The organism is Paenibacillus sp. ALJ109b (assembly GCF_010747435.1).
GTDB classification, from domain to species: domain Bacteria; phylum Bacillota; class Bacilli; order Paenibacillales; family Paenibacillaceae; genus Paenibacillus; species Paenibacillus taichungensis.
Genome location: NZ_JAAIFP010000001.1, coordinates 133,331 through 148,599 on the forward strand (window position 1 = coordinate 133,331; position 15,269 = coordinate 148,599).

Sequence of the window (15,269 nt, forward strand, 5' to 3'; positions counted from 1 at the left end):
CTCCCGTAGGACCTGTCATCTCTGGAATAGCTTCAGTATAAACTGCTTCACATTGGGTTTATCGGACCGCTAAGGACGTTATTCGGACTTCTATAGTTCCATCCATGAACTTTACAAGTAACCAAGATGCTTACGAGCAAAAATCATATCGTTATCCAGACTTTCGTGTGTGTAATTCGGACTTCTGAATCAAAAGATGCAATTCTTTATGTTTTTTTCAAATAAAGGTTTTATACTATTCCTGAGATATTAAAGCGTATTCATAACCAAGCAATCAAGAAAGTGGTGCATTGTTCCATGGCAAACCTGAACACCATCAAACCCTACCCCATCCGGCATTATATCCGCATGATGTTCGTCATTTCTTTTGTCGTGCTCATCTTGGATCTCGTGATTAGCATTGCGTCCATCTCCATGGTCAAACAGCAGTCCACCCAATACCTGCAGGATGCAGCCGATCTGTACATCAATCGCATTAATCACGATTTTGCGTACATTAATCATTTCATGGGTTGGACACTGGCCAATGACGAGAATCTCGACAACATGAATACATATGGCGTGAACAGTATTCCGTTCCTGAAGGCCAACGAGAAACTACATTTGCTCTTCGCCGAACTACAGCGAAACTACGGGCAGTCGTACAATTTCTTTTATTATTTGGAGAATAGTGAATATTTCCTCAACTGCGCACCAATAAGCATCTCCTATTCGGATTATTCAGAAGTGAAAAAACAAATCATTACGCTGACCCGTGATAAAGGTGTATATGAGAAGTTCTATTCCCATTGGACACCAATTCACGTGAACGGCACTTCTTATCTTATCAATATTGTGCCGTACTACAACCGTTATCTTGTTGCCTTGATATCCGCAGATGAACTGATCGCCCCTCTTCAGCAGATTAATCTGGGTGCCAACGGGTACGCCTCTCTGGTAGACGAGAATGGAATACAACTTTCCGGACCAGCCGGCGGAGATCACATACCAGAAGAGAGACATTCATTTCTCGATCTGTTCCAGTCTCATAATATTGTCAGCAGCGACTTCTCCAATGCGGCATTCAGCGTGCATATGGCCATCAAGTTTGGCGCATTCGAGAAAATCATGGTAGCTCAGCTGCTCATTATGCTGCTTTTTCTGATCATCACCTCCACGTTAAGTGCGATCATCATGTTTTTCAGGAGAAATCTGCTTGTTCCCATTCAGCGATTCTCCAAAAATCTGGCGCGTATTAACGAAGGGGATGAAGCGACAGACTTCAAGAGCAGCCGGATAATGGAACTGGAGCAGGTCAATGCACAGTTTAAAGAACTGGTAAGCCAGATTAAACGGTTCAAGATCGATCGCTACGAGCAAGAATTGGAGAAACAAAAAATACGATTGGATTATATGAAATTGCAGATCAAACCTCACTTTTTCCTGAATTGTCTGACGAGCATGTACAGTATGGCACAGATGCAGATGTACGAGGAAATTGAGAGTATGGCCCTAGCTACCTCTCGTTATTTCCGATATATCTTTCAAAGTGGGGAGAATTTCGTTCTTCTGGAGAATGAGATTGAACATGTGAGAACGTTTCTGGACATCCAGAAGTCGCGTTACCGCGACGCTTTTTCCTATCGAATCGAACAGCCTGAGGTCATCACGGGCATCGCTGTGCCCCCACTTGTCATTCAGACATTCATCGAAAATGCGGTCAAATATGGGGTCTCTCGAGACCGGGAACTATGTATTACTTTATCCGTGACGGAACAACGACAGGAAAATGGCGATCATGTACTCATCCAGATTTCGGATACAGGACCAGGCTTCAGCCCGGATGTTCTTGACGCTTTGGTGCGTGGAGAAGCGCTGGAACAAACCGGCGGCAACCGGATCGGCATTATGAATACCATCCAACGTTTGGAATTGTTATACCGAGATGAAGCAAATATTACGTTTGCAAACGACGCAAGTGGCGCTCGGATCACGCTTTCCTTGCCTAAAATGATACTAAATTCAGATACTCCGGGAGAGGTGACAAACCATGAATGCATTGCTGGTTGATGATGATTATTTTGTTGTCATGGCTTTGGAAAAGAAAATTGATTGGGAGGCATTGGGGATCCATAGAATATTCACAGCATACAACATTGCTCAGGCCAAGGAAGTGTTGCAAACTCATCCCGTACAGATTCTCATATGTGATATTGAGATGCCCCAGGGCAGCGGGCTGGAATTACTCGCATGGGTCCGGGAGGAATCGCATAATGTACAAACGATATTTCTGACCAACTATGCCGATTTTAACTATGCCCAGAAAGCAATCGAGCTGCAAAGCTTTGATTATTTTCTAAAACCAATCGAGTTTGACAAGTTAACTCTTATTATTCAAAAGGCAGTTGCTAAAGCCCGCGACCAGCAATTCATTGAGAAAGCCATTCATGAGGGGGAGCTGTGGCAGAAAAACCGAAGCAAACTGATTGAGGACAGCTGGCGCAGGCTAATCTCCGGTAAAGCTTTTCCTTCCGGCCCTACCAACGTCTCTGCCTTTTTGACAGAACAAAATCTGCCTTATGAAACAACCGATCTGTTTCTCCCTATTCTGGTTAACCTGTTTCCGTACGATCATACGCTGGGCAAGACGGACAAGAACCTGTTCGATTACGCGTGTTTGAATGTAATGGTTGAGCGGTTCCAGAACACGTTGTTCTCCATTGAAGCCATTATCGAAATCAAGGATCATAACTGGATGATTATTCTAAAATGGAACGGGGCGCCGGATGCACAGCTGATCGAATCCATGTGCGGTTTGTTTATCCCCGAGGTTAATAATTACCTAAAGTCTGATGTTTGCTGTAGTATCGGATTCTCTCTACCACTGGGTCAGATTCGTCATACCATCAATGAGTTGTTGCTTATGAATGAAGAGCGAATCAAACATCGCAACCAAACTTTTTTACTGGAAAACTATAATAGACCCGAGTTGAATTACACACCGCCTGATCTGGGATTGCTGGAGAAATTGTTGAATGAAAATCGCTTCCAGGCTTTTCTGGATGAAACGGGTCGTTATATGCATCAACTGGTCCGTGAAGGTGTTGTAGGTACCGCTGTTCTAAGTTTGTTGCGTCTTGATCTGGTGCAACTTGTATATGCCCAATTGAAGAGTAAGGAGATCGAAGTGCACAAGCTGTATATGGGCAAAACGAATGATCAATTGTTCATGCAATCTCTGCATTCTATTGAAGATATGCAATCCTATATTGCCTACCTGGTTAATACGGCTGCGGAATATCTGAATGTTGCCGAACAGCCCAAGTCGGTTGTACATGAGATTACCCATTATATACGCACGCACTATGGAGAAGATTTAACAAGGAATAATCTGGGGGAGATGGTCTATCTGAATCCGGATTATCTGGCACGTCTGTTCAAGAAAGAGATGGGCATTTCACTAGGCCATTATGTCATCCATACCCGTCTTGTGGCGGCCCGGCATCTCCTGGAGACCACCGCACATTCGGTGCATACCATTGCTGGAAATGTGGGTTATACCAACTACTCTCACTTCACTAAACTGTTTAAGCAAGAGATGGGCTGCAGCCCCAATGAATATCGCAAGAAGCAGAAAGAAGGCTCTCATGAAACCGGATGACCTTTCTCGCTGTAATACAAAATGCCACCCTGCGAATCGTACGCAGAGTGGCATTTGCTGTTTTAATGTGCCTTATTTATTCGCATTAATGACTTCATTCACTTCCTGAGTGATCTGGTCACCACCAAGTTTTTTCCAATTTGCAACAAAGTTATCGAACTCGTCAATAGACAGGTTGCCGTAGATGATTTTCAGGAACGTCTCAGCACGCAGTTTATCCAGGGTTGCCTGTTTCGTGTTCATGGTTCTCGTCGGGGCGTAGATAAATTCATTCATGACAATGAGGTCGTTATCCCGGTAATATTTAATGACACCCTGCGAGCTTTCCGGTCCAAAAATACGTTCCATATGCCACTTATCCAAATTCCCATTGCGGTAATCCATAATATCATCGTAGAACAGCTTCGCTTCAAGCTCTAATCCGGATGTATCTCCCGTTTTGAGCGCCTGCTCGACTTCGTCCTGTGCCTTCACGTTTTTGTTGGCAGGCAGATTGGATACGGTCGCATTATGAAAACCAAGTCCGGTCAAGCCGTTCAAATACGCAGCACGCTCTTCCTTGGCTGACTCACCGAACATTTTCTCTGCCTGAAAATTCAGCAGTTTGATCAATGCTTCCGGGTGTTCGTAGCCTTTACGTACGGCAAATATGCCACCCAAGCTTAAGTGATTCTGCGTTTTGGCAGGTTGATCGTCGATCGATTGAACCGGGTAAGGCAGCCAGTCCACGTTCTTATCCTTCTTGATCATGCTGCTAACCTGAAATGGTGCCCATTGTGGTAGAAAGAACATGCCTGATTTGCCTGCATTCACATCTTCCATCATCTTCGTAAAATCCTTAACACCAAACTCAGGGTCGAGTACACCCTTCGAATACAGATTTTGCAGTTCGCGTAATCCTTCCTTCACCTCAGGCTGAATGGTTCCATTCACAACCTGACCTGAAGCATCCTTGATCCAAGTTTCGAGATAACCATGATAACCGAGCAGGAACGCATTAATTGGCAAATCCTTGTTGAGTGCAATACCATACGTATCATCTTTGCCATTTCCGTCCGGATCTTCAAAGGTGAAGGCTTCCGCAATCTTGATGACGTCCTGCATTGATTTTGGCGCTTCAAGCCCGACCTTTTTCAACCAATCCTGACGAATCCAGATCATATCCGAGGAATCCAGCGAGCCTGGGAAACTGACCATTGCGTATATTTTCCCTTCCTTGGTCACTGGCTTCAATCCTGCTCCATCCTCAGCAGACATAAATCCCTTGACCAGATCGGATGCATACTTATCATAGACTTCGGTCAAATCTTCCAGCATTCCCGCTTCATGCAGTTGTTCAAACTGCACAGCACTCACTTTCAATACATCCGGCAAATCGCCACTCGCCAGGGTGACGTTCATCTTATCGTTATAATTGGCATCCGGGACAATCCAGTCGTAGGTGACATCGATTCCCAGCTCGTCCTTGTATCCTCTGGTCCAAATGTTATTGGCGTGTGTATCGCCCTCAGCAAGCGATTCTTTCCCGGTTTCATTCATGGTCGATGTTAGTTTGATAGGTGGATCATATTTCGTAAGCGGACCTCCGGCATCCTGCTGTGTGTTCGGTTGGGCTTCATTCTCAGCACTACCCGTACCAGATGAACAAGCTGCAAGCGTGGTTGCCAGAACCATGGTTAACGTTAACAATGAGAATTTCTTTAATGACATGTTCATGCGAATCCCCCTTTTTATTCCTCCCGTGAGGTATATAAGATGAACTAATGAATATTAAACGCTGCACTCCGATAGCAGAACAACCTTTTGATCGCTGTTATCCCCAGATTTCCTTTATCCCTTTTTGAAGGGAGAAATCCGGTTATAAAGGCGAGTTTATGCTTACGAAGTAGCTTTCACGGAAAGCTTTTAGCTCCGCTTCTACAGGTCTCTTCTGCTCTCTCCGTTATGGTTTAATCTTCTTTCATCTTATATATAATTTTATTTTAGTAAGAAAGCGCTATCACTTCGAGTGTACCCCGTTGACATCTGGTATCTTTGATTTACCATTTCAGACTTGATCTAACTTTTTTGATCCCGATATTCCTGCGGTGTACAACCGGTGGCTTTTTTGAAGAATCGATAAAAATAATGCTGATCACTAAATCCGACCTTGGCGGATATTTCATGCATTTTGCAGGCAGAGCCAAGAAGTAATTCCTTGCTGCGCTCGATGCGCCGGTCGTGGATATAGTCGGATATGCCTTTGCCTGTTATGCGCTTGTACCAACGGGAAAGGTATGACGGATTGAGGGAAACTTCCTGTGCAATTCGGGTTAGTGATAGGTCATCCTCTAGATGATGCTTGATATAATGATGAATGGTAATGAGAATCTGCGACTGATCATGGATGCGTGTAACACTTCTTTTGGAGATGATCCATTCATATGCCGATTGATAGAAAACGACCAGATCGGACCAAGGCGTATGGATGTCAAAATAAAGCATACGAGATAACGCAATTTCCTCCATTGCTGATTCGTACAAGCCCAGTTCATGAAGAAGCTCAAGCAGTCCATTACCCGCGCTTGAATAGATCTTCATTCGAAAGAATGGATCTTGAAGTCCTTCTTTTGAAGCCTCTGTCCACTTGTGAAACAACTCCATCCACTCCCGATCTCCTGCTGTAACATGCTGCCTGATCTGATCCAGATGAAGAGTCGCGACACTCTGCTGATTCAAAATATTGGGGGTGTATGGCGAATCATGCTGCACCTTGACCCGAAGAAGCTTCTCCATCCCAAGTCCAGGGCCCTCATGGATCGACAGACGCAGCTGTGCAATCGCCTGACTTAGCTCCACCCACTCCACCGCCAGTTCGCTCACCATAATGGAGACGGACAGATTCAGACAATCCACACAGGATTGCTGCACAGACTCCAGCGTTCCATAGACGAAACGAAGTGTCTGTTCCCACTTCTCCTGCTGCCCTGTATGAAAGCTCGATGGCTCCGCCTTGGGCTGAACAAAGCAGGCAATCACCTGATAATCCAGATCAATAGCTTTGACCTTGGCCTTATCCTGAAGCAGCTCCTCCGCAACGTTGGCAACAGCATAGCGAATTAAACTCCGGTCCGCCTGGGATTGATAGTTGTTCCACTCCTCAACCCGTATGATGACCGGGATTAACGGCTCATTGGACATAAAAGGTAACTGGACTGCATCCAATTCTTCCTGAAGCGCGGCGATATCATGTCTTTCTGTTCGTTTTAGGAGATCCAGCAGCAACTGTCTTTGCAGCTGCGGCAGTGCTCTGGGCAGCTTGCTGCGAAACCAGGCATGCTGGTAACGGAAATCATTTTCCTCCGAGATTTGTGTTAACGCCCGCTCTACCGCTGCACGAATATGACTCATGCCCTCTGTCTTTAACAGGTAATCCACAACACAAGGGTTACGTATTGCTTGATGTGCGTAATCAAATTCGTTATGACCTGTCAGTAATAGCACTTTGCATCGTGGCCAACGATCCATAATCTTCTCGATCAGCTCCATGCCATCCATGCCAGGCATACAGATGTCGCTGAGTACGATATCAATTTTAACGGAATTCAACCACTCGATTGCTTCAAAGGCAGAGTATGCCTTAATGATCTCCATATCCTGAAAATCCGCTTTTTGAAAAAAAGCATAAAGACCATCCAAAATAACCGGTTCATCATCTACAATTAACATCCGCTGCATACGATTACTCCCGTCTCCATGGAATATTTAAAATCATGCATAAACCGCCCAACTCACTGCGCTGCGCACAAAGGCCATAGCCCGCCCCGAACTTGATCCGTAAACGTTGATTCACATTCATTAGTCCCGTAATCTCTTCATTCCCATGTCTCTGATTCGCAGATTCTTGAAAGGATTCTTGCAGGTTGCTCAAGACTTCATCCGTTAATTGATCGCCATCATCCTCTATCCGAATGGACAATTTGTCGTGTTCGACTTGATAGGATAATTTCAGAATCCCGCCCTGACTGCGTTTGGCAAGGGCATGTTCGAAGACATTCTCGACAATTGGCTGAATAATGACTCTGGGAATGGCGATGTCTCGATACTCTCTACTTAGTTCCTCCAGTTGCAGTTGAACTCTTGAGCCAAATCGAATTTTCTGAATAGAAGCATAGACCAAGGCATGATCAACCTCTTCACCAAGTGATACCTCGGAATGAGAATCCCTGGACATATACCTGAAATATTGACCCAAATAGTCGGTGAATTCCTGAATTAATTCAACATTCTCGACTTCGGCCATTTGTTTGATGCTGAACAGACTGTTATATAGAAAGTGAGGCTGAATCTGGGACTGCAAATGTTTGAGTTCTGCCTCACTGGTTCGAATCCGGGCAACATAATTTTCATCAATCAAAATATGTAAGCGCTCTATCATGTGGTTGAAGCGAGAGTATAAATAACCGAATTCATCGCGTCTGGATTGCGGAATATGAATACTTGTCTGACCTTGCTCCGCCATTCTGAACCCGCGAATGAGCACAGATAACGGCTTGTGAATTGACCTGTAGATCGAAAATGAGAAGATCATAATGATAACAATTGAAATAAGCGTCAATGTCCACAGCCATAGGTTGTATTGTTCCAGGGGAGCTTGGAGAACATCATTAGGGATACTGGCTGTCAGCGTGAACGAGTGATCGGGATCATATAGCGCATAATACAGATATGGATCGGATTGAAATCTCGTCACTTGCATGGATTCTGGTGATTCCGGTGATACCTTTTGCAATTGTGCTGCCGATACAGGTTCATCCGAAGAAGAAATGAGCACATTGTGCTGCTCACCGAAGCTCAGTGTAATATCACTGCCTCCTGTTTCCGCGAGCTGCTGCAATCTGTGCTTCAATTCTTCCGCAGACAAGCGGATGCCTAATATAAAATTGGGCGGTTCCTCATGATTCATGTTATACGGATTGCTTTTGAGAAAATAAAGATTGTCATCCGAATAAGACAACTCACCATTCAGATTTCCCATAGTTGCCAACAGATCCTTCCATTCTGTATCCTCCACATTGCGAATTCCGTCCACCGCGCTGACCCGTTTATGCAGAGCCGGAACGTAATACACCACATCGCTGATATAGGGACTCGTCACCATGATCTGCCCCAGCTTGTTGTGGATATTATTGAGACTGGAAGTCACCTCATATCTGCTCATAATCGCAGCTCGTGTACTTAGGGTGGACATCGTTTCATCGAACGAAAATTCGGTAACAAGTCCACTCATTCGCTCCAGTTCAAATTGCAAATGATTGTGGTAAAAATAAAGCTTTGATTCATGCGCCTTCTCCACTTCCGTCTGCATTTGCTTGGAGCTGGTATGCGTGATCATAATACTGATCCCATATAAGGGCAGAATGACGAGCACAAAGGCAATCATCAGTTTGACGACGATGGATGCATTTTTCCAGCCACCCACTGCGAATCTCATTTCCCTTTCACTCCTCTCCTCAACGGCAAAAAGGAGCCGGAAATCGGCTCCTCCCATTGGTTTTCCTCCATCGATCTTATCCCTTTACACTACCGACAACAAGTCCATGAACGAAATACCTTTGCAGGAACGGATACACAAGCAGAATGGGTATAACGGACAAAAAGATTTGGGACGCCTGGGTCGTTCTATCCGACACCTGACTTAACAGCGTTGCATCCTCTAAGGTCATCATTTCACTCTGAATCATCGTCACTTGCTGGAGCATCGATTGCAGATACGTGGCTAGCGGATAACCTTCCGGACTCTTCATATAGATCATGCCATCAAACCAGGCGTTCCAGTGCCCCACCATGGCAAACAGTGTGATGGTTGCAATACTAGGCAATGAAATAGGAAGGTAAATGCTCCATAGTGTGCGGAAATGGCCTGCGCCATCCATCCAAGCCGCCTCTTCCAACTCCTTCGGCAAACCCCTGAAGAAATTCAGCATAAGCAATACATTAAAGATCGGAACCGCTCCCGGTAAAATCAGGGCCCAGATCGAATCCAAAAGACCTGCTTCCTTAACAACCAGATAACCCGGGATTAATCCTCCACTGAACAGCATGGTAAAGACAAAAATCCACGCATAGAACGTTCTTGAACGAAACTTCGCTGCCTCTTTGGAGAGCGGATAGGCTACAAGAACCGTGAAAATCAGGTTGGTCGCAACTCCGAGTACAACACGGAGAAGACTTGTACCGAATGAATTTAGAAACTGCTGATTTTCGAGAATGTATTTATACGAAGACAAGGTGAAGTCCACCGGCCAGAATGTGACACTCCCCGCCTTGACTGCATCACTCGAACTAAACGAAATTGCCAGAATATTCACAATAGGAAACAGGCACAGCAAGGCAAGAAGGGTCAGGATGACATAATTCATTCCCAGAAACCAACGATAGGCTCTCGAAGCGTGATGCATGTTCTTGCCTCCTTTCTAGAAAATCCGATAATTGGCTAATCGATAGGCGAGGAAATAACCAAGCCCGATAAAGATAAACGAAACGACTGACTTAATGAGACCCAATGCGGTTGATACCGAATACTGTGCATCCTGCAAACCGATCCGATAGATCATCGTATCCAGAATATCTCCAGAGTCATAGACGAGTGGATTATAGAGGTTGAACACTTGGTCAAAACCACCGTTAAGTACGTTACCCAGACTCAGTGTAACCATCAGAATCACGATGGGACGAATGCCAGGAAGCGTAATATGCCAGGTCTGCTTCCATCTTCCTGCTCCATCCATTACAGATGCTTCGTACAGGGATTTATCAATGTTTGTCAGTGCGGCCAAATAAATAATCGTGCCAAATCCGAACTCTTTCCATTGGTCCGTAATGACGAGTATGTAAGGAAACCATTCGTTACTGGCCAGGAATTGAACAGGTTCAACCCCTATCGCCTTAAGCAGCATATTTACAATTCCTGTGCTAGGGGACAATACGTCTACAATGATACCGGCCAATATGACCCAGGAAAAGAAATGCGGCATATAGATGACCGTCTGAATTGTTCGTTTAAAACCTGTTTTGCGTACCTCATTCAGCAGCAGGGCCACAAGAACCGGAATGACCAAACCGGACACAATTTTCATCGCGGAAATAAATACCGTATTCCATACGACCTGACCGAACCCCGGCAAATCGAACAGATACCTGAAATTGTCCAGGCCGACCCAGTTCATATTTTTGAATCCGGCAATGGGAGAGAAATTCTGAAAGGCAATGGAGAGTCCCGCCATCGGAATGTAACCGAATACAATAATGATGATCAGTCCAGGCAATATCATGAGATGAAGCGGAACGTTTCGTATAAATTGTTTGTAGTTGGAACGCATAAGCTGTCTCCTCCTTCAAATTCATTATAGAATCCGTCAGGAATCGGAAATAGTGTAGGCTATTTACTTTAGGTATCTTTTGTTGACTCTCTTCCCGGAACACCAAAAAACCGCGAGTATCGCGGTTCTAGGGCTGCATCAGGTTATTATTGAGATATTAACTATATAATTGTACTAGACATTTACACGATAACGGAGAGGTCAGAAGGAATCTGGAGAAGCGAAGCGTTCGCCTTTATCCCCGGATTTCCCCTTTTAAATAAGGGATTCAAAAAAATCTGGGGATAACAGCGATCGGAAGATGGTTCTGACCACGTAGTGACTTTGTGTGAAAAATATTGGTTCAACTTATATAATTAGTTCTGGATATCCATAACCAGCACATTGACCGAATGAGCAGGAAGCTGCAAAACTACCGAACCCTCCTGCAGATGTATCACTTGTTCTTGTGGAACAATTTTCTCATCATTCTTCTGGTTCACATTAGGCACATGTAGCAATTCTTCATTTCCGCCAAGTGTAATCCATTTCGCAACAGAGGTAACGTTCAGATCTTGAAGGTGAATTTGGGTTGCTTTGTCCACCCCATCTGCGTTCACCAGTTTCACATACACATGCTGCTCGTCTCTCGTAACGGAATGGAATACATCCCGGTTGTATGCTTCCAGCTTGTAATCCAGAATTCTGCTGGTCGTGTGACCATCGGTATAAGAGCAGATCAGATTCTTCCCTGTTTCACCACCATAATTCACCGTAATCGTATAATTCGTATCGTTCTCCAGCGGTTCATAGTTGGCTGCCCGGAGATTACCTGCCGCGGAACTGGAAGAATAATCACCCAGAGTGTAACCTTCTACCCCTTGTTTGTATACTTTGACTCCCGTTGCATTGCCGCCATATCCGATTGCGTATTCGATGACATCCTTTTTCTCAGGTGATATATCCGTCAATCCCACACCGATGGTGAAGCCATCCTCACCCGCTATGCGCTGAGCCTCGACTTCCACTTTATAATTCGACCATTCATCGTTCAGAAGATACAACCCATTCAGGCCGCTTGCCTGGGCTTTCAAAATCAGTCCTTTACCCGTCTCCAGCGTGTATCCTACCGATCCCGGAATCCAATTCCACGCCTCATTCAGCGCTGCCCGCTCCCTGAAATCTTCTGTAAACAGCACGCTGCCATCCTGGTTCGATGTGACCGTAATCCGTTTCACCACAATGTCCGCATTGCCTGTCGCAATCTCGATACCGCCTCGTGGAATGAGTTCCATCGGTTGACCCTTGCTGTACGTTGAAAATGAAGTGCCCAGCACCTGCTCACCCACATACTTGGCAAAAAGCTGCTGCACATAATAATTCGGTGTATACCACACCGTTTCATCATCAAACCAGATGCAGTCCGGCGTCCAGCGATAGGTGCCGTCCGTCAGTACTTTGTTGAACAATGGCGCATAGGCAGCCAGGCGAACAACGTCCGCATTATTTTCAAAACCGGTCATGACCGCCGCTTCTGCGATCGCACCTGCCAGTGTATTTTTGTCCGTGGATGCATATTCTCCCACAAATACCTTGGATGTCTCTGTCCAATCCATACTGCCATCTTCATGATAAGCCCGCTCATAATAGTTGTACCGATCCACGTTGTTCAGCAAATAGTCATTGGAGCGATAGTAGTGCTCATCCGCAATGGTATCCATATAGTTGTCCTGGTTCTCATACCAAGTGACCGTCTCTTCGATCACCTCTTTACCATCTGCGAAAGCCACCTGAGCTGATCCGGTCAGATTGCCGCTCAGGAATTTCCAGCCCTGCTGATACGCATCATCATCCGCCTGTGCGCCAACTGTCGAAATAATATGAAGCTCATGATCAGGATAATTACGTTTCATATACTCATCAATTGACGTCTTGAATACTTCAAAGTTGGCAAAAAATTCGGTTCCCCAGTTCTCATTACCTACGCCAAGATAACGCAGATCGAATGGTTCAGGATGTCCCATGCTGCTTCGAATGGCAGCCCATTCGTTATGTTCAATATCCGTGCTGAGCGCGAAATCGATCAGGTCTGTAAAGTTTCGGATATAGTAATCCCTCAAAGCGCCACCCGCCGGGTGTGCATAATCCGAACGAGCCTGGCACAGAACGCCACAGGCCATGACCGGAACCGGAGCAGCATTCAAATCTTCTGCCAGTTGGAAATACTCCATATAGCCGAGGCCCATCGTCATCATGTAACCCCAGACGTTATAGTTCTCTTTGCGAAGCTCTACCGCTCCCACCGAATCCTTCCAGTCATACACATTGTCCCAAATGAACGAACCTTCGGAAATGCATCCCCCCGGAAAACGCAGAAACTTCGGATGCAGATCGACGAGGGCCTGAACCAGATCTTTCCTAAGCCGATAGTTCGGATTCCCGGTGTAGTTGGCATGTGCTGAAGCGGATACTCCCTGCTCTTTCGGATCGGCTCCCCATACATCCTGCGGAATCAACGACACCATGTCGATGGAAATGTCTCCTTCAAAGGTAAGTGCCAATTGCCCAAGCGCGGTCTCCGTTCCGGTCAGGGTCACGTTTGAATTGGTGATTTTGGGAGAATTGGGGTGAGTCAATACATGGCTGCCACTTGCATGACCGCTGAATTCGGCATTGGCCACAAGGACACGGGTATCGGAATAGGCTATCCCGTACTTCTTCCATGTGTTACCGCCCTCAACTTGCAGGGTAACTGAATCGCTGATGGCATCACCGTTCCCGTCCTGCAATTGAACCGTAATCGTTCCTGCGAATACTGCCTTGGCCCAGACGGTAAAATCATATGCCTCTCCTTTCTTGATGGACATGGCACAATGCTGATTGGAATCCGAGAATCCGCGATTTCGAATGGTCGCACCCGCCTGAACCGTTACATAATAAGCGTTCACTTCCGGGTCTTCCACGTTAAGATGAGTGTTGATTCCGTCGGTATGCTGTACGATCATTTTCTCGGTATCCCCGGACCAGGCAAACAAAGGATCACGGTTCCGACCTGTTGAACAACCACATTCACCAGAGTCATGCGAGTACGTATCGAATGCAAAAGATTCGAACGAGCGGTTCTGAACTAACTCCGCATAGATTCCCCCATCTGCTGCATTGTTGATATCTTCGTAGAATAGGCCATACATCACTTCACTAATATCCGCCACCTGCTGGTCCCCATGAATTGTCACGGTATAAGGCGGAAGGTGTTCTGGCACAACGGACACATCAAAACTTTTGTTCAGCGTAATTCCACCCTTGGTCAAAAGTGCGTTCAAACGAATCTCCTGTGCCGAGCTAAGAGGTTGAACCTCTCCATTCGCTGACAGAACTTCAGGCTGACTTGAATTCCATTGAACGTTTACCTTGCCCCCCAGCAAATCTACAGGCAATGACACATCCTTAGTAATAATCCGGGCTGGAGCAGATAAATATTTATCTCCTGCCAGCTTCACAATCTCTTCATCCGTCAGGGACTCGCACATGACTTCGATCACTTCATCCATGGACAGAGCAGACTGATAAATCCGGAAATCGGACAGTGAGCCTGCAAAATCTACATCTGCCGCGTACTGTGAACGTCCAATATAATTGCGGCTATAATTCGCAGGGTCCACGAAGGAATCAAACCATTTGCGCAGCTTGGCATAATTGCCACTGGATGTCTGACTGATGGAACCGTCTGCCACCTTCTCACCATTCACATATACAACCGGACCCGCACTGCTGCGTGTGCCGCCCTGACTGCCTGCCACCGATAGAGCAATATGCATCCATTCCCCGCTGGCAAATCCGCGTCCCGGGTCTACAACCAGATCATCGCCTGCGTATAACGTGCCTCGCATCTGACGAGTCAGAAATAAATAGGGACCCTTCTCGCCTTTACCGAAGTCGAAAATCCGCTCCCACACGTTCGATCCTTTGCCCAAATGGATCCATGCTGCAACAGTCACTCCGGTGTTGTCGCTTACATTTTGCAGTAAATTCGATGGCAGCTTCAAATACGATGTTCCGTTCGATCCACCGGTAAAAGTCACTGCCCATCTACCATTCACTTCAGAAATGTTGGGTGATTTCTCTCCTGCGGCAGCTCCAACATGCCCGTTTCCTGAACTATCCTTGCCAATGTCGGATGCATCTTCAAACTTATAGTGTGCGATTAGTTGATTATGAAATGTAGTCATGTTCATTCCTCCTATGTAGGTTAAATTATCGTAGATGAGCTTTCTTTAATTCGTATAAAT

8 protein-coding genes are annotated in these 15,269 nt (G+C 45.8%); 2 read left to right on the plus strand and 6 right to left on the minus strand.

Annotated elements, in window-relative coordinates:
- Positions 1-297 precede the first annotated feature (297 nt).
- The gene (locus G3352_RS00565) at positions 298-2,049 is read left to right on the plus strand and encodes a sensor histidine kinase (RefSeq protein WP_240342870.1); all 1,752 of its coding nucleotides are present in this window, start codon (positions 298-300) and stop codon (positions 2,047-2,049) included.
- On the plus strand, positions 2,030-3,640 hold the full coding sequence (locus tag G3352_RS00570; RefSeq protein ID WP_163753000.1) for a response regulator: 1,611 nt from the start codon (positions 2,030-2,032) through the stop codon (positions 3,638-3,640). Before G3352_RS00565 ends, G3352_RS00570 begins: the two co-directional genes overlap by 20 nt.
- Before the next feature lie 72 nt (positions 3,641-3,712).
- On the opposite strand, the gene G3352_RS00575 is transcribed toward G3352_RS00570, so the two are convergent.
- The 6 genes from G3352_RS00575 to G3352_RS00600 all read right to left on the minus strand — a co-directional run bounded on the left by G3352_RS00575 (position 3,713) and on the right by G3352_RS00600 (position 15,209).
- Positions 3,713-5,356: an extracellular solute-binding protein gene (locus tag G3352_RS00575; protein WP_163753001.1), complete on the minus strand. Its 1,644-nt coding sequence runs from the start codon at positions 5,354-5,356 to the stop codon at positions 3,713-3,715.
- Between the two features lie 342 nt (positions 5,357-5,698).
- Positions 5,699-7,357, minus strand: a complete 1,659-nt coding sequence (locus G3352_RS00580) for a response regulator transcription factor (protein ID WP_163753002.1) — start codon at positions 7,355-7,357, stop codon at positions 5,699-5,701.
- Between the two features lie 4 nt (positions 7,358-7,361).
- Entirely contained in the window at positions 7,362-9,113 is a 1,752-nt protein-coding gene (locus tag G3352_RS00585; protein ID WP_163753003.1) for a sensor histidine kinase, read from the minus strand.
- A 76-nt stretch (positions 9,114-9,189) separates the two neighbouring features.
- Positions 9,190-10,080: a carbohydrate ABC transporter permease gene (locus tag G3352_RS00590; RefSeq protein WP_163753004.1), complete on the minus strand. Its 891-nt coding sequence runs from the start codon at positions 10,078-10,080 to the stop codon at positions 9,190-9,192.
- A gap of 15 nt (positions 10,081-10,095) precedes the next feature.
- Positions 10,096-11,001: an ABC transporter permease gene (locus G3352_RS00595; RefSeq protein ID WP_053782396.1), complete on the minus strand. Its 906-nt coding sequence runs from the start codon at positions 10,999-11,001 to the stop codon at positions 10,096-10,098.
- A 356-nt stretch (positions 11,002-11,357) separates the two neighbouring features.
- Entirely contained in the window at positions 11,358-15,209 is a 3,852-nt protein-coding gene (locus tag G3352_RS00600) for an alpha-L-arabinofuranosidase C-terminal domain-containing protein (protein ID WP_163753005.1), read from the minus strand.
- Positions 15,210-15,269: the final 60 nt, after the last annotated feature.